The 21,507-nt window shown below is 70.9% G+C and carries 18 protein-coding genes and 1 tRNA gene; 10 read left to right on the top strand and 9 right to left on the bottom strand.

The features are described 5' to 3' along the window. Positions 1–123 precede the first annotated feature (123 nt). On the bottom strand, positions 124–1,008 hold the full coding sequence (locus tag ACIGAN_RS21585) for a hypothetical protein (RefSeq protein WP_399859624.1): 885 nt from the start codon (positions 1,006–1,008) through the stop codon (positions 124–126). 92 nt (positions 1,009–1,100) lie between these two features. Here ACIGAN_RS21585 and ACIGAN_RS21580 point away from each other — a divergent pair, with 92 nt between their 5' ends. From ACIGAN_RS21580 to ACIGAN_RS21550, 7 genes are all read left to right on the top strand, one after another. Beyond that, positions 1,101–1,241: a hypothetical protein gene (locus tag ACIGAN_RS21580; protein WP_399859621.1), complete on the top strand. Its 141-nt coding sequence runs from the start codon at positions 1,101–1,103 to the stop codon at positions 1,239–1,241. Between the two features lie 45 nt (positions 1,242–1,286). Then, positions 1,287–1,637: a chorismate mutase gene (locus ACIGAN_RS21575; protein WP_365089340.1), complete on the top strand. Its 351-nt coding sequence runs from the start codon at positions 1,287–1,289 to the stop codon at positions 1,635–1,637. A 159-nt stretch (positions 1,638–1,796) separates the two neighbouring features. Continuing rightward, the gene (locus ACIGAN_RS21570; RefSeq protein ID WP_365089342.1) at positions 1,797–2,342 is read left to right on the top strand and encodes a response regulator; all 546 of its coding nucleotides are present in this window, start codon (positions 1,797–1,799) and stop codon (positions 2,340–2,342) included. 67 nt (positions 2,343–2,409) lie between these two features. Further along, positions 2,410–4,908, top strand: coding sequence for an aminopeptidase N (gene pepN / locus ACIGAN_RS21565; RefSeq protein WP_399859618.1), 2,499 nt, complete (start codon positions 2,410–2,412; stop codon positions 4,906–4,908). 345 nt (positions 4,909–5,253) lie between these two features. Beyond that, positions 5,254–6,087, top strand: coding sequence for an NAD(P)H-binding protein (locus ACIGAN_RS21560; RefSeq protein ID WP_399859615.1), 834 nt, complete (start codon positions 5,254–5,256; stop codon positions 6,085–6,087). 340 nt (positions 6,088–6,427) lie between these two features. After that, the gene (locus ACIGAN_RS21555) at positions 6,428–7,825 is read left to right on the top strand and encodes a pyridoxal phosphate-dependent decarboxylase family protein (RefSeq protein ID WP_399859613.1); all 1,398 of its coding nucleotides are present in this window, start codon (positions 6,428–6,430) and stop codon (positions 7,823–7,825) included. Beyond that, a complete protein-coding gene (locus ACIGAN_RS21550; RefSeq protein ID WP_399859611.1) occupies positions 7,825–9,237 on the top strand; it encodes a lysine N(6)-hydroxylase/L-ornithine N(5)-oxygenase family protein in 1,413 nt (470 codons plus the stop codon). Before ACIGAN_RS21555 ends, ACIGAN_RS21550 begins: the two co-directional genes overlap by 1 nt. Before the next feature lie 12 nt (positions 9,238–9,249). On the opposite strand, the gene ACIGAN_RS21545 is transcribed toward ACIGAN_RS21550, so the two are convergent. Continuing rightward, positions 9,250–11,058: a bifunctional metallophosphatase/5'-nucleotidase gene (locus ACIGAN_RS21545; RefSeq protein WP_399859608.1), complete on the bottom strand. Its 1,809-nt coding sequence runs from the start codon at positions 11,056–11,058 to the stop codon at positions 9,250–9,252. 165 nt (positions 11,059–11,223) lie between these two features. Here ACIGAN_RS21545 and ACIGAN_RS21540 point away from each other — a divergent pair, with 165 nt between their 5' ends. Both ACIGAN_RS21540 and pyk read left to right on the top strand, forming a co-directional pair. Further along, positions 11,224–11,943: an SIMPL domain-containing protein gene (locus ACIGAN_RS21540; RefSeq protein ID WP_365089353.1), complete on the top strand. Its 720-nt coding sequence runs from the start codon at positions 11,224–11,226 to the stop codon at positions 11,941–11,943. Positions 11,944–12,110: 167 nt separating this feature from the next. Beyond that, a complete protein-coding gene (gene pyk / locus ACIGAN_RS21535; RefSeq protein WP_399859605.1) occupies positions 12,111–13,544 on the top strand; it encodes a pyruvate kinase in 1,434 nt (477 codons plus the stop codon). Positions 13,545–13,554: 10 nt separating this feature from the next. Here the strand turns inward: pyk and ACIGAN_RS21530 are convergent, their stop codons facing one another. Then, positions 13,555–14,334, bottom strand: a complete 780-nt coding sequence (locus tag ACIGAN_RS21530; RefSeq protein WP_399859602.1) for a helix-turn-helix domain-containing protein — start codon at positions 14,332–14,334, stop codon at positions 13,555–13,557. Between the two features lie 86 nt (positions 14,335–14,420). Further along, positions 14,421–14,504: transfer RNA gene (locus tag ACIGAN_RS21525), tRNA-Leu, on the bottom strand. 102 nt (positions 14,505–14,606) lie between these two features. Here ACIGAN_RS21525 and ACIGAN_RS21520 point away from each other — a divergent pair. After that, positions 14,607–15,263: an ANTAR domain-containing response regulator gene (locus ACIGAN_RS21520; RefSeq protein ID WP_309096690.1), complete on the top strand. Its 657-nt coding sequence runs from the start codon at positions 14,607–14,609 to the stop codon at positions 15,261–15,263. 76 nt (positions 15,264–15,339) lie between these two features. Here the strand turns inward: ACIGAN_RS21520 and ACIGAN_RS21515 are convergent, their stop codons facing one another. From ACIGAN_RS21515 to ACIGAN_RS21495, 5 genes are all read right to left on the bottom strand, one after another. Beyond that, complete coding sequence (locus ACIGAN_RS21515) at positions 15,340–16,056, bottom strand: ABC transporter ATP-binding protein (protein ID WP_365089358.1); 717 nt, start codon at positions 16,054–16,056, stop codon at positions 15,340–15,342. Then, positions 16,053–16,916 (bottom strand): ABC transporter ATP-binding protein, encoded by an 864-nt coding sequence (locus ACIGAN_RS21510; protein WP_399859598.1) that lies wholly within the window; start codon positions 16,914–16,916, stop codon positions 16,053–16,055. The genes ACIGAN_RS21515 and ACIGAN_RS21510 overlap by 4 nt, the downstream gene beginning before the upstream one ends. Positions 16,917–16,921: 5 nt before the next feature. Next, positions 16,922–18,733 carry a branched-chain amino acid ABC transporter permease gene (locus ACIGAN_RS21505; protein ID WP_399859596.1) on the bottom strand — a complete coding sequence of 604 codons (1,812 nt, stop codon included), beginning with the start codon at positions 18,731–18,733 and terminating at the stop codon, positions 16,922–16,924. 4 nt (positions 18,734–18,737) lie between these two features. Beyond that, positions 18,738–19,667, bottom strand: coding sequence for a branched-chain amino acid ABC transporter permease (locus ACIGAN_RS21500; RefSeq protein ID WP_333931276.1), 930 nt, complete (start codon positions 19,665–19,667; stop codon positions 18,738–18,740). A gap of 139 nt (positions 19,668–19,806) precedes the next feature. After that, positions 19,807–21,036 carry a branched-chain amino acid ABC transporter substrate-binding protein gene (locus tag ACIGAN_RS21495; protein ID WP_365089363.1) on the bottom strand — a complete coding sequence of 410 codons (1,230 nt, stop codon included), beginning with the start codon at positions 21,034–21,036 and terminating at the stop codon, positions 19,807–19,809. Between the last annotated feature and the right edge of the window lie 471 nt (positions 21,037–21,507).

Here is a 21,507-nt window from a genome sequence, read left to right as displayed (position 1 = left end):
CTGAGCCCCGCGCCGCCCGCGGACGATCACCTCGGGCCGCCCACCCGGAGGCGGTCGCCCTGGGCCGCCCGCCCGCGGGGACCACCCCGGGCCGCCCCCACGTGCCCGCGGGCCGGCGAGGGCCTACGTGTCGCACTCCAGCACGCTCCTGCACAGCGCGCACCGCGCGCGGACCCGTCCCCTCACCGGCACCCTGATCCGCTGGTGACAGGTGGGACAGGGGAACGACACCCGCAGCCGTCCGCCCGCGTCGGGTGAGAACGCGTACCGCACCCCCGGCTGCGGACCCTCCGGCGCGTGCCGCCGGTCCCGGGCGTACCGCCGCCGCCCCGCCCACCCCGCCGCGGTCAGCGGCGGCTGCTGCTCGTCCCGCCGGGCCAGCTCCCTGCCCCGCTCGTACGCCCGGTACGCCTGCGGACTGGTGAACCACACCGACGGGTCCTCCCCGAAGACCAGCGCACGCTTGGCCAGCACGTACCCGAACTCCTCCGGCGTCAGGTACCCCAGCTTCTGCGACGACGCCCCGTCCTCCCGGTAGGCGTCCAGCAGCAGCCACCCCGCGCCCAGGTACGTCGTCGCCGTGTCCGTGAGGATCTCGTTGTCCCGCACACCCGGGAAGGACAAGTCCAGGCGGTGCAGGTACACGTGCGTCACCTCGTGCGCCAGGGCCGCCCCGATGTCCCGCCGATGCGTACGGAACCGGTCGTTCAGCTCCACGAAGTACTCCGGCCCCGCCGCCAGCTCGACGTTCGCCGCGTGCCGCATCTCCCGGAAGCTCACGACCAGCCGCGCGTCCGGCAGCCGGTAGTGCCGCACCAGCTCGTGCGCGACCCGCTGCGCCCCCAGATACAGGTCGTCGGTGTCGCAGAACGCCACGTCGGCGGGGAGCACACTGGTCCCGAACGTCTGGATCGTGTCGTAGGACAGGCGCCGGTACAGCGCCGTGATGGCGGCCCGCACCGTCTCCAGATGCGGGTAGCCGTGCTCGACCGGCCCGTCGTTCGCCACGCCTCACCCCCAAGACGCCCGGAACCCGGTTCCACTGTACGAGGACCGGGCGCGCGGCGGAGGCGGAGGCCGCCCGGCGCGGCTGCACCGACATGATCGTCTCCACCTACAGCTTCCGGGCCCCCGGCTTCCACCCCCGCCTCGGCTACCGGGAACGGGGCCGGATCGAGGGCGTGCCCGGAGGCAACGAGGACGTGTCCTTCCACAAGCGGCTCCCCGTGGCCGAGGTGTGAGACGGCCCGCTGCCGTACCGGCCGATCCCCGTAGGCTGACCCCCCATGACCACCAGCAACACCCGTACCGGCGACGTCGACCCGGCCGTCCGCGAGGAGCTCGCCCGGCTGCGCGACAGCATCGACAACATCGACGCGGCCGTCGTCCACATGCTCGCCGAGCGCTTCAAGTGCACCCAGCAGGTCGGCCACCTCAAGGCCGAGCACCAGCTGCCGCCCGCCGACCCGGCGCGCGAGGCCCGCCAGATCGCCCGGCTGCGCGCCCTCGCCGAGAGCGCCAAGCTGGACCCGGCCTTCGCCGAGAAGTTCCTCAACTTCATCGTCGCCGAGGTCATCCGCCACCACGAGCGCATCGCGGACGAGGCCCTCAACGGCGCGGCCGCCACCGCGGACTGACCGGGCCACCGCACCGCGACCGTCGGCAACCGGCCACGGGGGAGTGACAGGGCGGCCCGCACGGGGCATGCTGCGCTGTGCACTGCATGTCAGCTGACGAGCACGGCCCGTCAGCGTCCCGCACTACTCTGGTCCTCCACGAGGGAGGGGCGTCGGGCCATGCCGTCGGATACCAGGATCCTCATCGTCGACGACCACGAGGACACGCTGTACGCGCTGGAGAGCGCCCTGGCCCCGCTGGGCTACGAGCTCGGCCGGGCCACCAGCGGCGACGAGGCGCTCAAGCAGGTACTGCGCGGCCAGGTCGGCCTCATGCTGCTCGACGTGCGCATGCCCGGCGTCAGCGGCCTGGAGGTGGTGCGCTACATGCGACGCGTCGAACAGACCCAGCACATCCCGGTCATCCTGCTCACCGGCTTCGGCGCCGACCAGGAACTGACCACCGCCGCCTTCGCCCTCGGCGTCGCCGACCTCGTCCTGAAACCCGTCGACCCCTGGGCCCTGCGCACCAAGGTCCGCTACCTCTACGACACCCACCGGCGCCACCTCGCCCTGCAACGCGAGGTGCACCGGCTGCGCACCCTCGTCCGGGAGCACACCGACGCCACCCCGCGCCCTGCGCGCCTGCCGCACCCCGACGCGCGCGTGCCGTCCCAGCGCCCCATGGGGGCGCACGCCGGGGAGCTCGAAAAAGACCGCACCTAGAACGGACATTGCGCACGTACCGATCCGCCTCTGTGCCTTGCCGGTGCCATCAGGCAGCATGGCACGCATGTCCGTACTGACGCGCGACGAAGCGCAGACCCGAGCAGAGCTCCTCGACGTCCACCGCTACACCATCGAACTGGACCTGACCGGCGGGGACGACACCTTCGACTCCCACACCCGGATCGCGTTCAGCGCCCGCACGGACGGTGACACCTTCGTCGAGATCAAGCCCGCCGAGCTGCGCTCCGTCACCCTCGACGGACACCCCCTGGACCCGCGGGACCTGGACGGCAACCGGCTGCCGCTGAAGAACCTCACCGCCGGCGAGCACGAACTGCGCGTGCACGCGGCCATGCGCTACTCCCGCACCGGCGAGGGCATGCACCGCTTCACCGACCCCACCGACGGCGCGACCTACGTCTACACACAGCTGTTCCTGGACGACGTCCAGCGCGTCTTCGCCGCCTTCGACCAGCCCGACCTCAAGGCCGTCTTCGAGCTGTCGGTGCGGGCCCCGCAGGAGTGGACCGTCCTCGCCAACGGCATCACCGAGCACACCGGCGACGGCCACTGGCGGGCCGCCACCACCCCGCCGATCTCCACCTACCTCGTCGCGGTCGCCGCGGGCCCCTGGCACTCGGTGCGCACCGAACACCGCGGCCTGCCCTTCGGCCTGCACTGCCGGCGCTCCCTCGCCCCCTACCTGGACGCCGACGCCGACGAACTCCTCGACATCACCCGCGCGTGCTACGACCGCTACCACGAGAAGTTCGACGAGCCCTACCCGTTCGACTCCTACGACCAGGCCTTCGTCCCCGAGTTCAACGCGGGCGCCATGGAGAACCCCGGACTGGTCACCTTCCGCGACGAGTTCGTCTACCGCTCCGCCGTCACCGACACCGAGCGCCAGACCCGCGCCATGGTCGTCGCCCACGAGATGGCCCACATGTGGTTCGGCGACCTCGTCACCCTCAAGTGGTGGGACGACATCTGGCTGAACGAGTCGTTCGCCGAGTACATGGGCTACCAGACCCTCACCGAGGCCACCCGCTTCACCGACACCTGGACCGACTTCGGCGTCACCCGCAAGGCCTGGGGCTACGACGCCGACCAGCGCCCCTCCACCCACCCCGTCGCCCCCGAGGCCGTCGACGACACCGCCTCCGCCCTGCTCAACTTCGACGGCATCTCCTACGCCAAGGGCGCCGGCGCCCTGCGGCAACTCGTCGCCTGGCTCGGCGAGAAGGACTTCCTCGCCGGCATCAACACCCACTTCGCCCGGCACAGGTTCGCCAACGCCACCCTCGCCGACTTCATCGACTCCCTCGCCGGCGCCACCGAACGCGACGTCCACGCCTGGGCCGACGCCTGGCTGCGCACCACCGGCGTCGACACCCTCACCCCGCACATCGCCCCCGGCGACCACGGCACCTGCGCCCTCACCGTCGACCGGGCCGGCGGCCGCCCGCACCGCATCGCCGTCGGCCTGTACGACCGTGACCTCGGCGACGACGGCGGACAGCTCGTCCTGCGTGAACGCCTCCACCTGGACCTCCCGCAGGACGGCGCCCACCCCGTCGGCAAGCGCCCGGCCCTGCTCCTCCTCAACGACGGCGACCTCACCTACGCCAAGGTCCGCTTCGACCCGGAGTCCTTCGAGACCGTCCGCAAGGACCTGTCCGGCCTGCCCGCCCCGCTCAGCCGCGCCGTCGTCTGGAACGCCCTGCGGGACGCCGTCCGCGACGGTGAACTCGCCCCCGGCGCCTACCTGGAGACCGCCCGGGCCCACCTCCCCCTGGAGACCGACCTCGCCATCGTCCAGGGCGTGCTGGCCTTCGCCGCCACGCACATCACCGACCGCTACCTCACCCCCGAGGAGCGGCCCGCCGCCCTCGCCACGCTGTCCGAGCTGTGCCGCGACCTCATCCGCCGCACCGAGGACGGCGACAACCCCGGCCTGCGCCTGATCGCCGTACGCCACCGCATCGGCGTGGCCGCCCACCCGGACACCATCGCCGCCTGGCTCGCCGACGGCACCGTCCCCGGCGGCCCGGAGCTCGACCCCGAGCTGCGCTGGCGCGTCCTGGCCCGGCTCGCCGTGCTCGGCGCGACCGACGAGGCCGCCATCGCCGCCGAACTGGAACGCGACCCGAGCGCCACCGGCCAGGAGGGCGCCGCCCGCTGCCGGGCGGCGCTGCCCGACCCGGAGGCCAAGGCCCGCGCCTGGGAGGCGATGTTCGGCTCCGACGAGCTGTCGAACTACCTCTTCGCGGCCACCGCCCGCGGCTTCTGGCAGCCGGAACAGGCCGACCTGGTGCGCGAATACGTGCCGCGCTACTACGCCGACGCGATCCCGGTCGCCGAGCGCCGCGGCCCCGCCATCGCCGCGGCCGTCGGCCGGGACGCCTTCCCCGCCCACGCCGTCGACGCGGACACCCTGCGCCTCGGCGAGGAGTGCCTGCGCGACGCCGCCCCGACCCCGGCGCTGCGCCGCGCACTGGTGGACCAACTGGACGACCTCGCACGCGCGTTGCGGGTCCGCGAGAGCGGGCGGCCCGCCTGAGCACGAGGAGCGGCGCCCCGCCCCGTCCCGGGTGAGCGGGGCCAAGGGCCTGTCGTTTGGATCAGGTCGCAGGAAAGTGACGGTGCTGTTCAGCGCCGGGGAGCGTGGCCTGGTGCGTGCAGCTGCAAGGCGGAGGAGGGAGTCGACGCGGAGCGTCGGCGACCGACGACAACGCCGCAGATGTGCGTGCCAGACCGCGCGTCTGCGGCGTGATCCAAACGACAGGCCCTAGGACCGGTGGCGTAGGGCGCGGGCGGTGGCGACTGGTTCCTTTCGCCGATGCGGCCGGAGGGGCGTCGTTCCTAGCCTCGGGCGAGACAGCCGATCAAGCCCCGAGGAGCCCTTGTGATCGCAGTGACCGGTCCCACCGGTAACGTCGGCCGCGCCCTGGTCGAACGCCTCGTCGCCGCCGGGAGGCCCGTGCGGGCGCTGACCCGCGACCCGCAGCGGGCCCGGCTGCCCGCCGGCGCCGAGGCGGTACGGCTCCGGCCGGACGATCCGGCCGCCCTGTTCCGGGGCGTCACCGGACTCTTCCTGTACGTCCAGGCGGGCGGCGATCGCACCCCCGCCCTGCTCGCGGCGGCCCGTGCGGCGGGGGTGCGCCACGTGGTCCTGCTGTCCTCGTCGATCATCGACTCCGGCGCCGACCCGGCCCACCCGATCCACGTCATGCACGCCACCGCCGAGCGGCACGTCCGCGACAGCGGGCTGACGTGGACGTTCCTGCGGCCCGGGGCTTTCGCCACCAACGCCTTCCAGTGGGCGCCGCAGATCCGGTCCGGCGACACCGTCCGCGGCGTCTACGCCGAGGGGCGGACCGCGCCCGTCCACGAGGACGACATCGCCGCCGTCGCCGAACGCGCCCTGCTCGACGGCGGCCACGAGGGCGCCGCGCACCGCCTCACCGGGCCCGCGGCGCTCAGCAACGCCGAGCAGGTCACCGCGATCGGCCGGGCCCTCGGCCGCGACCTGCGCTTCGTCGAGGTACCGCCCGCCGAGGCGGGCCCCGACCTGTTCCCGCACGTCCCGCCGGGCATGCTGCCGGCCCTGCTGGAGTCCCTCGCCGCGACGGTCGGCACGCCGCCGGAGATCACCGACACGGTCCACACCGTCACCGGCAGCCCGGCCCGCCCCTTCACGACGTGGGCGCAGGAGCACACGACGGCCTTCCAGCCCTGAGCCCTCCCCGCGGTGCCCCCGCCCGGCCTCTGGGCCACCGCCCTGGCCGAGGCTCCGGGGGAGTGGCGGGCGTTGCCAGGCCGGCCTGGTGGGGTGGCGGGTGGTGTGGGCAGGCCCGCAGGGGAGTCGCGGGCGTTGCCAAGTCGGGCCTGGTCGGGCGGCTGGGGTGAGGGCAGGCCCGTAGGTGAGTCCGCGGGGTGCCGGTGCCCGGGCCGGAGGCCTCTCCAGGGGCGCCGGTGTCGGCGGCCCTGCGGGTTTTGCCCGGGCGGACGTACCCCCCGCCCCCCTCCGGTCGTTGGGCTCTTCGGGCAGTGATGTCCCGCGCCCCGGAGGTCAGCCCATGAGCAGCCCGCCCCTCGCCTCGGGTCCCGAAGGCCCCCACGCCCTGCGGCCGTTGCTCGCCACCGTGCTCGACGCCCTGGACGCCGGTGCCCGGGCGCGCGGCGGACCGCTGCCCGCCGGTGGGCCGGACGCCGTCGCCGCGCGGTTCCGGGAGGCGGTGGGGGAGATCCTCCCCGAGCGGGGCGATCCGCACGCCGTCCACACGCTGGTCCGGGCCTTCGCCGAGGGCGCCGCCGACCCCGCCCACCCCCTGTGCGCCGCCCACCTGCACTGCCCGCCCCTCGCCGTCGCCGCGGCCGCCGACCTGGCCGCCTCCGCCCTCAACCCGTCCCTGGACTCCTGGGACCAGGCCCCGGCGGCCTCCGAACTGGAGGCGATGGTCGTCCGGCTCGCGGCCACCCAGGTCTACGGCACCGACCCGGCCCGCACCCCCGACTCCGTCGTCACCACCGGCGGCACCGAGTCCAACCAGCTCGCCCTCCTCCTCGCCCGCGAGGCGCACGGCGGCTCCGTCCGGCTGGTGACCGGCGCCAACGCCCACCACTCGCTGCCCCGCGCCGCCTGGCTGCTCGGGCTCCCCGACCCCGTCGTCGTCCCCGCCCCGGCCGGCACGCTCGACCCCACCGCACTCGCCGAGACCCTCACCCGCCTGACCGGACCGCTGCTCGTCGCCGCCACCGCCGGCACCACCGACGCCGGGCTCATCGACCCGCTGCCCGAGATCGCCGCCCACTGCGCCACCCACGGCGCCCGGCTGCACATCGACGCCGCCTACGGCGCGGGCCTGCTCCTCAGCACCCGGCACCGCGGCCTGCTGGACGGCCTCGACGCCGCCGACACCGTCACCCTCGACCTGCACAAGCTCGGCTGGCAACCGGTCGCGGCGGGATTCCTCGCCGTCCGCGACGCCCGCGACCTCACCGCCCTGCGCCACCGCGCCGACTACCTCAACGCCACCGACGACACCGAGGCCGGCCTGCCCGACCTGCTCGGCCGCTCCCTGCGCACCACCCGCCGCCCCGACGTCCTCAAACTCGCCGTCACCCTCAAAACCCTCGGCCGCGCCGGCCTCGCGGGCCTCGTCGACCGGGTGTGCGCCCACGCCCGTGAGTTCGCCGCCCTGGTCGACGCCCACCCCGGCTTCGAACTGCACGCCCCGCCCGTCCTCAGCACGGTCCTGTTCCGGCCCGCGGACACCCCCGACGCCACCGTCGCCGCCGTACGCCGCGCGCTGCTCACCGACGGCACGGCCGTCCTCGGACGGGCCCGCCTCGACGGCCGGCTCTGGCTCAAGGCCACCCTCCTCAACCCCGCCACCGGGCCCGACGACCTGGCCGCCCTGCTGCAGCTCGTGGCAGAGAGCCGAGCGACACTCGTGGAAGGACACACCCCCTGATGAACTCCCCTGAGCACCCGGAACCCGACGCCCCCCGCGACCTGGTCGGCATCGGCATCGGCCCCGCCAATCTCTCCCTCGCCGCGCTCGCCCAGCCCCTGCCCGACCTCGACGCCGTCTTCTACGAGCAGCGCCCCGCCTTCACCTGGCACCCCGGCCTGCTCATCGAGGGCGCCACCATCCAGGTCCCGTTCCTCGCCGACCTCGTCACCCTCGTCGACCCCACCAGCCCCTGGACCTTCCTCAACTGGCTCAGGTCCCGTGAACGGCTCTTCCCCTTCTACTTCGCCGAGCGCTTCCACATCCACCGCGCCGAGTACGACGCCTACTGCCGCTGGGTCTCCGAGAGCCTCCCCGGCCTGCGCTTCGGCCACCAGGTCGACGCCGTCCGCTGGAACCCCGAACGCGACCTGTTCGAGGTCGACTTCACCCAGCTCGACGGCGACGGCGAGGCGGAGGCCCTCGGCCGGACGTACACCCGCAACGTCGTCCTCGGCATCGGCACCGAGCCCTACGTCCCCGAACCCCTCAAGCCCCTCACCGAGGCCCCCGGCGTGCCCGTCGTGCACGCCGCCGACTACCTCGACCACCGCGACGCCCTGCTCGCCGCCGGACACGTCACCGTCGTCGGCACCGGCCAGTCCGGCGCCGAGATCTTCCTCGACCTGCTCCGCAGCCGGCCCGCCGGGCGCGAGCGACTCCACTGGCTCGGCCGCACCGAGGCCTTCGCGCCCATGGAGTACTCCAAGCTCGGCCTGGAGCACTTCACCCCCGACCACACCCGCTACTTCCACGCCCTGCCCGAGTCCGCCCGCGACCGGCTCCTCGCCGGGCAGTGGCAGCTCCACAAGGGCATCGACGCCGGCACCGTCGCCGCCATCCACGACGAGCTGTACCGCCGCACCCTGCACGGCGGCTGGCCCGACGCCGTCCTCACCCCCGGCGTGCGCGTGCGCACCGCCGGGCGGATCGCGACGACCCAGGTGGAACTGCACCTGGAGCACGACCGGCAGGCGAGCCGCTCCCGCCTCACCACCGACGCCGTCGTCCTCGCCACCGGCTACCGCGAACGCCCCCTCGACCGAATCCTGGCCGGACTCGACCCCTACATGCGCCGCGACAGCCAGGAGCGGCCGCGCGTCGACGAGGACCACCGGCTCGTCCTGGACCCGTCCGTCTCCGGCTCGGTGTACGTCCAGAACGCCGGCACCCACACCCACGGCGTCGGCACACCCGACCTGGGCCTCGTCGCCTGGCGCGGCGCGATCGTCCTCAACTCCCTGACGGGCAGGGAGGCTTACGGACTCCCGCGCCGCACCGCCTTCACCACCTTCGGCCTCACCCAGCGGCAGCAGGTGCCGCCGCCCCGCGAAGCACCGGCCCTGACCCCGCTCGTCGACGACCGGAGGTGAGCGGGACCCGGCTCAGAAGACGGGCGTGCCGTTCCGCGTGAGCCGCCAGTCCACCGCGGCGAACTCGGCCGGGTCGATCGACCCCTTCGCCTTCACCCAGGCGATCATGGTGTTGCGGATCTCGTCCGAGTTCGACCACAGCAGCGGCGCGGCGGCCACGTGCGGGAAGTTCCCGCCGCCGTTGGCCCGGTAGTTGTTCACCGCGAACACGAACCGCGCGTCGTCCGCGAGCGGCTGCCCGCCGAACCGCACGTTCGTCACCCGCGACCCGGCCGGCTTCGCGATGTCGATCTCGTACGACAGGCCGCTCACCACGTCGTAGTTGTAGTCCGGCGTGCCGTTCGCGTTGGTCAGCTTCGCCGGGTCCACCGGCTCGCCCGGCGCCGTCTGCGTGAAGTAGTTCGCCGAGAACTCCAGGTACGCCTTCAGCTGCGCACCCGTCATCAGCCGCGCCTCCAGCGTGTTCTCGAAGACGTACAGGCCCGCCACGTCCCGGATCGTCACCTCGCCCGCCGGGATCCGGGCACTGCGCGAGAAGCACGCCGCCTGCGACAGCACCGGCAGCGCCGCGTGCTCCGTGCCCGCCAGCGCCTGCTTCACCGTGTCCGCCTGGATGTGGTTGATCAGGTCGATGATCGGCACGTCCTTGTACGGCGCCTCGGCCGACGTCATCTCCGCCGCGTTCGTGCCGATGACCTGGTTGACGTACGCCACGACCTTCTCGTGCTCGTCGGACAGCAGCCGCACGATCTCCGGGTCCTCCTGAACGGTGTTGGAGTTCAGGACCTGCGCGCCCACCTTCTCGACCTTCCAGCAGCCCTTCTCCCACACCAGCTCGAAGTCGAACAGCGTCAGCCGCTGCCCCCACTTCAGCGGTTCGGACAGCACGACCTGCTTGCCGGTCTTCTTGTTCGTCACGAAGTACTCGGGGATCTCCGTGTGCGCGTGCCCGACCAGGATCGCGTCGATGCCCGGCACCTGCTCCGCCACCAGACCGGCCGCGTTCTCGATGTACGGCAGCTGGTCACCGTAGGACGACGTGCCCGACGAGCCGCTGTGCGCCGAGACGATGACGACGTCCGCGCCCATCGACCGCAGCTTCGGCACCCACTTCGCGGCCTGCTCCTCCAGCCCCGGGAAGGTCATCTTGCCCTGCACGTTCGCCTTGTCCCAGATCGCGATGCCCGGATTGGTCAGCCCCAGCACCGCCACCTCCACGTCCCGCCCGAACGGCGTGCGCAGCCGGTGCATGCTGTACGGCGCGAACGCCGGCCGCAGCGTCTTCGCGTCCAGCGCGTTGGCGCCCAGCAGCGGGAAACGGCACTGCTCCTCGAACTTGCGCAGCACCGGGATGCCGTAGTTGAACTCGTGGTTGCCGAGCGCCGCCGCGTCGTAGTCCATCGCGTTCATCGCCTGCGCCATCGGGTGCACCGGCCCGCCCTCGGCGGTGATCGGGTCCACCTTCGCGTAGTAGTACGACAGCTGCGTGCCCTGGATGGTGTCGCCCGCGTCGATGAGCAGGGTGTTGCGGCGGCCCTTCTCCGCGCGGACCTGGTTCACCAGGGTGGAGACCTTCGCCAGGCCGATGTCGTTGTGGGCCTTGTCGTCGAACTCGGCGTCCGTGAAGTAGTCCCAGTTGAAGACGTTGCCGTGCAGGTCCGTCGTCCCCATCACGGTGAACGCGTACCGCTTCGCACGCCCCCGCGCGCCCTCCCCGGCCTCGGCCGCCTCGGCGCCCGGCGCCGCGACCGCACCGGCCAGCGCCACCCCCGCCCCGGTCACGGCGGACTTCTCCAGGAACTTCCGGCGGTTCAACGGCATCTCGGGCTCTCCTCGCGGAATCTGTGGAATGACGCGCGTAGATAACGCGCGTAGATTCTGACCCGGTCATGACCGGCCGCAACAGACCCGCCAGGTTGCGATCTGGTGACTCGGTTGCGTCGACTCCCCGCCGCCCGCCTGTCACACCGTGACACAGTAGGGCGTATGACCGCGCCCACGGCAGACGCCTCCCAGCCCGCCGTCCCCTACGGCACGCCCGACGCCCCGCGCATCGCCGTGCGCGGCGAGGCCCGCCTCGAAGTCGACCCGGAGATCGCCCGTATCGGCATCACCGTCGCCGCCCGCGGCCGCGACCGCCGCTCCGCCCTGGACGACCTCACCCGCCGCAACGCCGGCGTCCTCGACCTGGTCAAGTCCTACGGCGACGCCGTCGAGCGCCTGGAGACCGGCGCCTTCTCCATCACGCCTGAACTCACCAAGCACGGCCGCGGCGAACGCGTACGCACCTACCACGGCAGCGTCCACGTCACCGCCGAACTCACCGACTTCACCGCCCTCGGCGAACTCACCACCCGCCTCGCCGACCTCGACCTCACCCGCGTCGACGGCCCCTGGTGGGCGCTGCGCCCCGACTCGCCCGCCCACCGCGAGGCCCGCAAGAAGGCCGTCACGGAAGCCGTCCAGCGTGCCCGCGAGTACGCCGAGGCCCTCGGCACCACCCTCGCCGCCCTGGTCGAACTCGCCGACATCGGCGCCGAGAACAGCCCGCCGGCGTATCCCCAGGCCCCGGGCCGCATGCGCTCCGCCGCCTACGCCGGCGCCGCCGAGAGCGCCCCGGCCCCACCCCTCGACCTCGAACCCCAGCGCCAGCACGTCCACGCGCAGATCAACGCCCGCTTCACGATGGTGCCGCCGCGGCTGTGAGTCCTGCGGAGAATCGAATTCCGAATACGCGAACGCATTTCCCCGACGTGCTCATCGGAGCGCCCCGCCGCACAATTCAATACTTGTCCATAACGCTTCACGCGACGTCTGTCGAGTGGTCACGCCCGGCCAATTCTCTACCGGTCGGTAACTCATAGGCTCGGACCATGCGCCGAGCAAAGATCGTCTGTACCCTTGGGCCCGCCACCGACTCGTACGACCAGATCAAACGCCTGGTCGACGCCGGAATGGACGTGGCCCGATTCAACCTCAGCCACGGCGGACACGCCGAGCACGAGGAGCGCTACCACCGGGTGCGCAAGGCCGCCGACGAGACCGGCCGCAGCGTCGGCCTCCTCGCCGACCTTCAAGGCCCGAAAATCCGGCTCGGCCGCTTCACCGAAGGCCCCGTACTCCTTGAACGCGGCGACACCTTCACCATCACCGTCGAGGACGGCGCCGAGGGCGACGGCCACATGTGCGGCACCACCTACGCCGGACTCGCCGCCGACGTCACCCCCGGCGAACGCATCCTCGTCGACGACGGCAAGGTCTGCCTCGAAGTCACCGAGGTCGACGGCCCCCGGGTGCACACCACGGTCGTCGAGGGCGGTGTCATCTCCGACCACAAGGGCCTGAACCTGCCCGGCGTCGCCGTCTCCGTCCCCGCCCTGTCCAAGAAGGACGAGGACGACCTGCGCTGGGCCCTGCGCACCGGCTTCGACGTCATCGCCCTGTCCTTCGTCCGCAGCGGCCGCGACATCCAGGACGTCCACCGCATCATGGACGAGGAGGGCCGCCGCCTCCCCGTCATCGCCAAGGTCGAGAAACCCCAGGCCGTGGAGAACATCGACGACATCGTCGCCGCGTTCGACGGCATCATGGTGGCCCGCGGCGACCTCGGCGTCGAGATGCCGCTGGAGCAGGTCCCGATCGTCCAGAAGCGCGCGATCACCCTGGCCAGGCGCAACGCGAAGCCGGTCATCGTCGCCACGCAGATGCTCGACTCGATGATCGACAACGCCCGCCCGACGCGCGCCGAGGCCTCCGACGTCGCCAACGCGATCATCGACGGCACGGACGCGGTGATGCTGTCCGGCGAGACCAGCGTGGGCAAGCACCCGATCGAGACGGTCCGCACGATGGCCCGCATCGTCGAGGCGGCGGAGGAGGACATCCTCGCCCAGGGCCTGCCGCCGCTGACCGAACGCACCAAGCCCCGCACCCAGGGCGGCGCCGTCGCCCGGGCCGCCGCGGAGATGGGCGACTTCCTGGGCGCGACGTTCCTGGTCGCCTTCACCCAGTCCGGCGACACGGCCCGCCGCCTGTCCCGCTACCGCTCCCCGATCCCCCTCCTCGCCTTCACCCCCGACCAGGCGACCCGCTCCCAGCTCAGCCTCAGCTGGGGCGTGGAGACGTTCCTCGGGCCGCGCGTGGACTCCACGGACGCGATGGTCGACCAGGTCGACGAACTGCTGCTCAAGTACGGCCGCTGCCGCCCGGGCGACACCGTCGTCATCACGGCCGGCTCCCCACCCGGCGTCTCGGGCTCGACGAACATGGTCCGCGTCCACCACATCGCCGAGACGGACACGGCCTAGGACACCGCCCTCAGTACTTGGGCCCGACGTGGGCGTCCATGAGGGCGACGGAGGCTTTGCGGGCGATGGAGATGTTGTACGGGTTGCCGTGGCGGGTGCAGTGCGTCCACTCGACGCCCAGCTTGTCCAGGGTGTCGGTGCAGAGCCGCCGGATGTCATCCGAGACGTTGGTGAAGACGTAGCGAGGATATTCGTAGCGCTTGCGCTCGCCGGCGACCATACGGGTCGTCCAGTTGGTGATGCGGCAGCCGTCGGAGTGGACGAGCCCGCGGATGAACTCCCACGGGTGAGCGTCGACGATGTCCTGCTGCCAGGGTTCGAGGTCGATCCGACGCTGGTGCTTCTTGCCGGGGCCGTGCTGAGGGAACATGCAGGTCCAGTGCTTCGTGTATGACTTCACTTCCACACAGCCGGCCCTGTGGCGCTGTTCGACGCCGGGCGAGGGCATCACCTTGCGCATGGCGTCTTCGGCTGCAGCGATCAGCCCGATCTGTTCGGCATTGCAGAACACGGACAGGTGGTGCTGCTTGCGCTTCGAGATGATGTGGCCGTCGCCGAGGTAGAGGCCGAGTAGGTAAGCGTAGGCGACCCTGTCGAACTCTCGGCCTGTGCACCGGGGGCAGTCGGTCGGCCGTTCGTAGGTCTCGCCGCGCGCTTTGCGATCTTCGCTACGCCACCAGCCGACCGTGCCGCGCGGGACGTTGAGGCGTTCCGCGACGGTGCGGTTCGGTACACCCTGGCGCATCAGTGCGACGGCTTGAGCTCGAATCGAAGGACTGTGCTGCTCCATGAGGATCACTCTGGACACCGATGGTGACCCAACGCAGCAAAAAGCGGAGAACCACGCGAACGTGATCCTCCGCTTCCGGCTTCCGGTGCCCGGTGTGGGATTCGAACCCACATGCCCAAAGGGCACGGCATTTTGAGTGCCGCGAGTCTGACCAGTTCCTCCAACCGGGCAAGTCAGGAGACCGGTCAGCAGTGTACCGGTTCACTGCGCGGCCCTGCTGCTAGGTACGCTCTTGGGAGCAGTACCGGCCTGCCCCGTACCAAGGAGCCCACGTGAGCGCCCCCGAGTCGCCCCAGCCTGTTGACGTGCCTGATGAGGACAAGTCGCACGTGCCTCCGATGACGACCCGGGTCGTCATCGCCGAGGACGAGGCCCTGATCCGGCTCGACCTCAAAGAGATGCTGGAGGAGGAGGGGTACACCGTCGTCGGCGAGGCCGGTGACGGGGAGCAGGCCGTGGAGCTGGCCCGTGAGCACCGCCCCGACCTGGTGATCCTGGACGTGAAGATGCCCAAGCTGGACGGCATCTCCGCGGCCGAGAAGATCGCCGAGGAGAGCATCGCGCCGGTGCTGATGCTGACCGCGTTCTCCCAGCGGGACCTCGTCGAGCGGGCCCGGGACGCCGGTGCCATGGCGTACCTCGTGAAGCCGTTCAGCAAGACCGACGTGGTGCCGGCGATCGAGATGGCCGTCTCCCGCTTCACGGAGCTGAAGGAGCTGGAGAAGGAGGTCGCCGACCTCACGCTGCGGCTGGAGACACGCAAGCTGGTGGACCGGGCGAAGTCGATCCTGCAGACGGAGTACGGGCTGACCGAGCCGGCCGCGTTCCGGTGGATCCAGAAGACGTCGATGGACCGCCGCATGTCGATGCAGCAGGTCGCGGAGGCGGTCATCCAGGACGCCGAGGAGAAGAAGGCCGGCAAGGGCTGATCCGGCAGTACGAGGAAAGCGGCCTGTTCCCTTCCGCCCGGAAGGGAACAGGCCGCTTTCGTGTACGGCCGGGACCTCAGTCCTCGCCCAGGTACGCCTTGCGCACCGACTCGTCGTGCAGCAGGTCCTGGCCCGTGCCGGACAGGACGATGTTGCCGACCTCCATGACGTGGCCCTGGTCGGCCAGGGAGAGCGCCGCCTGGGCGTTCTGCTCGACCAGGAGGATCGTCGTGCCCTGGGACTTCAGCTCCGAGATGGTCGCCATGATCTTCTGCATCATGATCGGGGAGAGGCCCATGGAGGGCTCGTCGAGCATGAGCAGCTTGGGCTGGGACATCAGGGCCCGGCCCATGGCGAGCATCTGCTGCTCGCCGCCGGAGAGGGTTCCGGCGGCCTGGTTGCGGCGTTCGCCGAGGATGGGGAAGAGGTCGTACGCCTTCTGGATGTCCTTCTCGATGCCTTCCTTGTCCTTGCGGAGGAAGGCGCCGAGCTGGAGGTTCTCGAAGATCGTCAGGCGCGGGAAGATGTGCCGGCCCTCGGGGGAGTGGGCCAGGCCGAGGGAGACGATCTTGTGGGCGGGGATCCCGTTGAGGGGCTTGCCGTCGAAGAGGATCTTCCCGGACGTCGGCTTGAGCAGGCCCGACAGGGTGCGCAGGGTGGTCGTCTTGCCGGCGCCGTTGGTGCCGATGAGGGTGACGACCTGTCCGGCGTCGACGCTGAAGGAGATGCCCTTGACGGCTTCGATCTTGCCGTAGGAGACCCGGAGGTCCTCGACCTCGAGGAGTGCGGTCACTTGGCTTCTCCCTTGGTGCTGCTGGCGGTGCTGGGCGCTTCCGCGGCGGCTTCGGCGGCCTCGACCTCGGCGGCTTCGGCCTCGCCGGGGTCGCCTTCGAAGGGCTCTCCGAGGTAGGCGGCGACGACGCGTTCGTCGGCCTGCACGACGTCGGGGGTGCCTTCGACGAGCTTCTCGCCCTGGACGAGGACGGCGACGCGGTCGGAGAGGTTGAAGACGAAGCGCATGTCGTGCTCGATGAGCAGCACGGCGATGCCCTTGTCGCGGATGGCGAAGACGAGTTCCTCGGTGGCCCGGGTCTCCTGCGGGTTCATGCCGGCGGTGGGCTCGTCGAGGAGGAGCAGGCCGGGCTCGGAGGCCATGGCGCGGGCGATCTCCAGTTTGCGCTGCTCGCCGTAGGGGAGGTTGCGGGCGAGGTGGTCGCGCTTGTGGGCGAGGCCGATGAACTCCAGGAGTTCCATGGCGCGTTCCTCGCTGGCGCGTTCGGCCTTCTTGAAGCCGGGGCCGCGCAGGAGGGCCGACCAGAGGCCTTCCTTGGTCCGCGTGTGGCGGCCGACGAGGACGTTCTCCAGGACCGTCATGTTGGCGAACAGGCGGATGTTCTGGAAGGTGCGGGCGATGCCGGCCTGGGTGACCAGGTGCGGCTTGGGCGGGAGCACGGTGCCCTTGTAGGAGACGGTGCCCTCGGTGGGGACGTACAGGCCGGTGAGGCAGTTGAAGAAGGTGGTCTTCCCCGCGCCGTTGGGGCCGATGAGGCCGACGATCTCGCCGGCGTTGACCGTGAAGTCGACGGAGCGGACGGCGGTGAGGCCGCCGAAGCGCATCGTGACGTCGCGGGCTTCGAGTACTGGTGTCGTCATGATGGTTACGCCCCCGCCTTGGTGACGGCCGGTTCGTCGGTCAGCGTGGTCTGTTTCGGTACGTCGAGTTGGCCGGTCTCGTGGAATTCGAGCTGGCGCCGGCGGTTGGCGATGATGCCCTCGGGGCGGAAGCGCATCAGCAGGATGAGCGCGATGCCGAAGGCGAGGAGCGACTTCTCCTGGAGGAAGACGAGCTTCTCGGGGAGGAGGTAGAGCAGGGCCGCGCCGAGGAGCGGTCCGGCGACCGTGCCCATGCCGCCGAGGACGACCGCGGCCAGGAGGAACGCGGAGTTGGGCGGGGTGGAGCCGGCGAACTGGTACGGCGTGGGGACCACGCTGTAGGTGACGTGGGCGCTGACGGTGCCGGCGAGGCCGGCGAGGGCGGCGCCGAGGGCGAAGGCGATGAGCTTGACGCGGAAGCCGTTGATGCCCATGGCGGTGGCGGCGGTCTCGTCCTCGCGGATGGCGATCCAGGAGCGGCCGATGCGGGAGTCCGCGGCGCGCGTGTAGACCAGGACCACGATGGCCATGATCAGGACCATCAGCAGGTAGTAGTTGGCGAACCGGCCGAGGGTGAACCCGCCGATGTCGTGGGCCTGTCCGAAGTTGAACCCGAACAGGTTCAGGTCGGGGATGGAGGGGATGCCGTTGGGGCCGTTGGTGACGTCGGGTCCGGACTGGCCGTCCATGTTGTTGACGGCGATGCGGAAGATCTCACCGAAGCCGAGGGTGACGATGGCGAGGTAGTCGCCGCGCAGCCGCAGGGTCGGGGCGCCGATGAGGACGCCGAAGACCAGGGAGGCGGCGGCGCCGGCCAGGGCGGAGGCCCAGAAGGGCAGGTGGACGCCGGAGATGGTGGAGAACTCGGAGCCGGAGACCAGGGCGGCGGTGTAGGCGCCGACGCCGAGGAAGGCGACGTATCCGAGGTCGAGCAGGCCGGCGAGGCCGACGACGATGTTCAGGCCGAGGGCCACGGTCCCGAAGATCAGGATGTTGACGCCGATGTTGGCGTAGTGGTCGTCGGTCTGGGTGAAGGGGAAGGCGATGGCCGCGGCGAAGCCCATGGCGAGGGTGAAGCTGCGGTTGGCGGCGACGAGCGCGGAGAAGCGGTCGAGGAGGCCGGCGGTGTGCAGCGCCCAGATGGCGAAGACGACGACGAAGAGGTAACCGACGAAGAGTTCGCCGTACTCGGTGTCGATGCCGTAGGTGAAGACGCCGAGGCCGATGATCGTCACGATCGTGATGACGGCGCGCTGGACCCAGGGCGCGGCGGCCTGGGGGGCGGTGATCCGCTCGGGCTTGGCGAGGTAGGCCTTGAGGGCTTCCTTGGTGCCCTCGCCGGTGTGCTCCTGGGGCAGGGCGAAGGCGCCGAGGACCGGCAGGAGGGAGGCGACGGCCGCGATCCAGCCGCCGGGTTCGAGGTTGACGACACCGCCGAGCTCGGCGCTGATGGCGATGACGGTGAACCAGGTGACGGCGAATCCGCCGAGCGCGGTGAGGACGAGCGGGGCGTTGTTGCGGGCGGGCAGCAGCCAGCCGAGGCCGCGGATGCCGTAGGCGGCGAGCGCGTACAGCGCGGTGAGCAGCCCGGCGGTGAAGGTGAGCCACTGCAGGCCGCCGGGGTAGCCGTTGATGGTGAGGTCGCCGGGGAACTCGTCGGTCCAAGTCCAGGCGAGGAACGCGGAGGCCGCGGTGGCGATGCCGCCGCCGAGCAGCAGGGCGCGGGCGGCCGCCAGGGGCAGCGGGACGAGGCCGCGCGGTGCGGGCGTCGGGGTGGGGGCGGCGTCCGGCACTTCGGTCTTGGTCGTCTCGGTCATGTGATCACGCCCTGTCCGCGACGCGCTCGCCGAGCAGGCCCTGTGGCCTGAGGAGGAGCACGAGGATGAGGAGGCAGAAGGCCCACACGTTGGCCCAGCTCTGGCCGCCGAGCTGCTGCATGCCGGGGATCTCGTCGATGTAGGCGGAGGCGAGGGTTTCGGCGATGCCGAGGACGATGCCGCCGAGCATGGCGCCGTAGATGTTGCCGATGCCGCCGAGGACGGCCGCGGTGAAGGCCTTGAGGCCCATCAGGAAGCCCATGCGGTAGTCGACGTTGCCGTACTTGAGTCCGTAGGCGACGGCGGCGACGGCGGCGAAGAAGCCGCCGATGGCGAAGGCGATGACGATGATGCGGTTGGTGTCGATGCCCATCAGCTGCGCGGTGTCGGGGTCCTGCGCGGTGGCCTGCATGGCGCGGCCGGTGCGGCTGCGGCGCACGAAGAAGGCGAGGGCGGCCATGCAGATGACGGCGGCGAGGATGAGGAAGATGTCGGCGTCCTTGATGGTGACGGAGCCGATCTCGTGGGTGGCGTCGAGGCCGGGGAAGGCGCGGGCGCGGTCGGCGCCGGGGTAGAAGTTGCGCACGACCTCCTGGAGGGCCAGGGAGAGACCGATGGCCGTGATGAGCGGTGCCAGGCGTGGTGCTCCGCGCAGGGGCCGGTAGGCGAACCGTTCCGCCCCGACGGCTATGAGGATGGCCACGAGGGCGCCGCCGAGGAGCATCAGGGGTACGGCGAGAGCCATCGAGGTGCCGTCGGGCAGGATGTAGAAGTAGACCGTGAGGGCGCCGAACGCCCCGGTCATGAAGATCTCGCCGTGCGCGAAGTTGATGAGCTGGACGATGCCGTACACCATCGTGTAGCCGATGGCGATCAGCCCGTACATCGAGCCGAGAAGCAGCCCGTTGGCCAGCTGCTGCGGCAGGGTGTTCACCGCATGGCCTCCATGTCGCTGGTGGTCGTGTGCACTGGATGCGTGCGTGGTCGCGTGCTGTGTGGGGGTGTGAAAACGGGCCGCGCGGTCGGGGTCGTCCTCCCGCGCGGCCCGTGGTGCGGCTATGGGGGGGCCGGTATTACTGCAGGTCGGCGGTGCCGGTCTCGACGGCCTTCCAGGCGCCCTTCTCGACCTGGTAGACCGTGAGCTGCTTGTTGGTGGTGTCGCCGTACTGGTCGAAGGCGATCTTGCCGGTGAGGCCCTCGAAGTCGGACTTCTGGACACCGTCGACGACCTTGGAGCGCAGGTCGTTGATGTCGCTGGGCACCTTGCCGCCGTTGGCGTCGGCCGCGGCCTTCACGGCCTTGATGATGGCGGTGGTGGCATCGTAGGCGTAGGCACCGTAGGCGCCGTAGTCGCCCTTGTAGCCCTTGTCCTTGTAGGTCTGGATGAACTGCTTGGCGGCGGGCAGGGTGTCGGCGGGGACACCGATCGCCGTGGCGAGGTCGCCCTCGGAGGACTTGCCGGCGGCCTCGATGTAGGTGGAGGCGAACATGCCGTCGCCGCCGAACAGCGGGATCTTGACGCCGGCGTCCTTGAGCTGCTTGGTGATCAGCGCGGACTCGTCGTACTGGCCGCCGTAGTAGAGCAGGTCGGCACCGGAGTTCTTGATCTTGGTGACGAGGGAGCCGAAGTCCTTGTCGCCGGTGTTGACGTGGTCGGTGCCGACGACCTTGCCGCCGAGCTTCTTGTATTGCTCGGCGAAGATCTTGGCGAGGCCGGCGCCGTAGGTCTGCTTGTCGTCGACGACGAAGGCCTTCTTCTTCTTGAGGCCGTTGAACGCGTAGCCGGCGGCGAAGCTGCCCTGCAGCTCGTCGGTGGTGGCGGTGCGGAAGTAGGTCTTGAACGGGCGCTTCTTGTCCGTCTGCCAGTTCTTGCCCTGGGTCAGCTCCGGGTTGGTGTTCGCCGGGGAGATCTGGACCATGTTGGCCGAGGCGAAGACCTGCTGCATCGTCTGGGCGACGCCGGAGTTCAGCGGGCCGACGGCGCCGACGGCCGTCTTGTCGCCGACGATGTTGGTGGCGTTGGACTGGCCCGTCGCGGGCTGCGCCTTGTCGTCGAGGGCCTTGAGCTGGAACTTCACGCCCGGGACCCAGTTGTTCTTGTTGGCGTCGTCGACGGCTATCTGGGCGCCGTACTGGATGCCGAGGCCGGTGGTCGAGTTCTCACCGGAGAGGGGGGCGTCGACGCCGATGGTCAGCGTCGTGCTGCTCCCGCTGTCTCCGCCCTTGTCACCGCTGTCGTCTCGGGAACCGCAGGCGGTGAGAGTCAGAGCTCCGGTCGTGAGAACGGAGGTAAGAATCACCAAGGAACGCTGTCGCACAATCAGTCCTTTCACAGGCAGGCCCCGCCCTGGTCGGGGGGTGAGTGCCGCGCTGGTACCGAACTCCCGATGTGGAGCGGTGACTGGCCGTGACTCTAAGCCCGGGGTAAGGGCAGGGTCAGTGGTGCGGGCTCGCTTGTGACTTTCTTGTTATGACGGCGTGGATGCCCGGTCTGGGCGAGGGACCCTCTCGGCGGGTTTGGTGGATTTTCTCCGAAGTCCGCATTCTGAGAACACGCACTTCCGGTTGGCCGTGGCTGAGATCGTGTGCCGCCCGGGCCGCGGGCCGCACGCACAAGATCGGAAAGGTTCCGGATGTGGACGCGGCCGAAGAGGAAAACGCGGGTGTTGTATTGCGCGCGCGTTACGGAGCGTTACGTAGAGAAATGGTAGGGCGGCGAGATCGCCGACTGCCATACCGGCGAAAACGGCTTTTTCCCACTCCTGCGGATGCGG

Origin of the sequence: Streptomyces sp. NPDC085931, assembly GCF_044540565.1 — a bacterium.
GTDB lineage: Bacteria > Actinomycetota > Actinomycetes > Streptomycetales > Streptomycetaceae > Streptomyces.
This window is presented reverse-complemented; position numbering and strand designations above follow the sequence as displayed.

What these genes read in the sequence shown, in the direction of transcription:
- ACIGAN_RS21570 (WP_365089342.1), top strand. Translation starts at nt 1,797, where the DNA reads ATGCCGTCGGATACCAGGATCCTCATCGTCGACGACCACGAGGACACG.
- ACIGAN_RS21575 (WP_365089340.1), top strand. Translation starts at nt 1,287, where the DNA reads ATGACCACCAGCAACACCCGTACCGGCGACGTCGACCCGGCCGTCCGC.
- ACIGAN_RS21545 (WP_399859608.1), bottom strand. Translation starts at nt 11,058, where the DNA reads ATGCCGTTGAACCGCCGGAAGTTCCTGGAGAAGTCCGCCGTGACCGGG.
- ACIGAN_RS21540 (WP_365089353.1), top strand. Translation starts at nt 11,224, where the DNA reads ATGACCGCGCCCACGGCAGACGCCTCCCAGCCCGCCGTCCCCTACGGC.
- pyk (WP_399859605.1), top strand. Translation starts at nt 12,111, where the DNA reads ATGCGCCGAGCAAAGATCGTCTGTACCCTTGGGCCCGCCACCGACTCG.
- ACIGAN_RS21505 (WP_399859596.1), bottom strand. Translation starts at nt 18,733, where the DNA reads ATGACCGAGACGACCAAGACCGAAGTGCCGGACGCCGCCCCCACCCCG.
- ACIGAN_RS21555 (WP_399859613.1), top strand. Translation starts at nt 6,428, where the DNA reads ATGAGCAGCCCGCCCCTCGCCTCGGGTCCCGAAGGCCCCCACGCCCTG.
- ACIGAN_RS21530 (WP_399859602.1), bottom strand. Translation starts at nt 14,334, where the DNA reads ATGGAGCAGCACAGTCCTTCGATTCGAGCTCAAGCCGTCGCACTGATG.
- ACIGAN_RS21580 (WP_399859621.1), top strand. Translation starts at nt 1,101, where the DNA reads ATGATCGTCTCCACCTACAGCTTCCGGGCCCCCGGCTTCCACCCCCGC.
- pepN (WP_399859618.1), top strand. Translation starts at nt 2,410, where the DNA reads ATGTCCGTACTGACGCGCGACGAAGCGCAGACCCGAGCAGAGCTCCTC.
- ACIGAN_RS21550 (WP_399859611.1), top strand. Translation starts at nt 7,825, where the DNA reads ATGAACTCCCCTGAGCACCCGGAACCCGACGCCCCCCGCGACCTGGTC.
- ACIGAN_RS21510 (WP_399859598.1), bottom strand. Translation starts at nt 16,916, where the DNA reads ATGACGACACCAGTACTCGAAGCCCGCGACGTCACGATGCGCTTCGGC.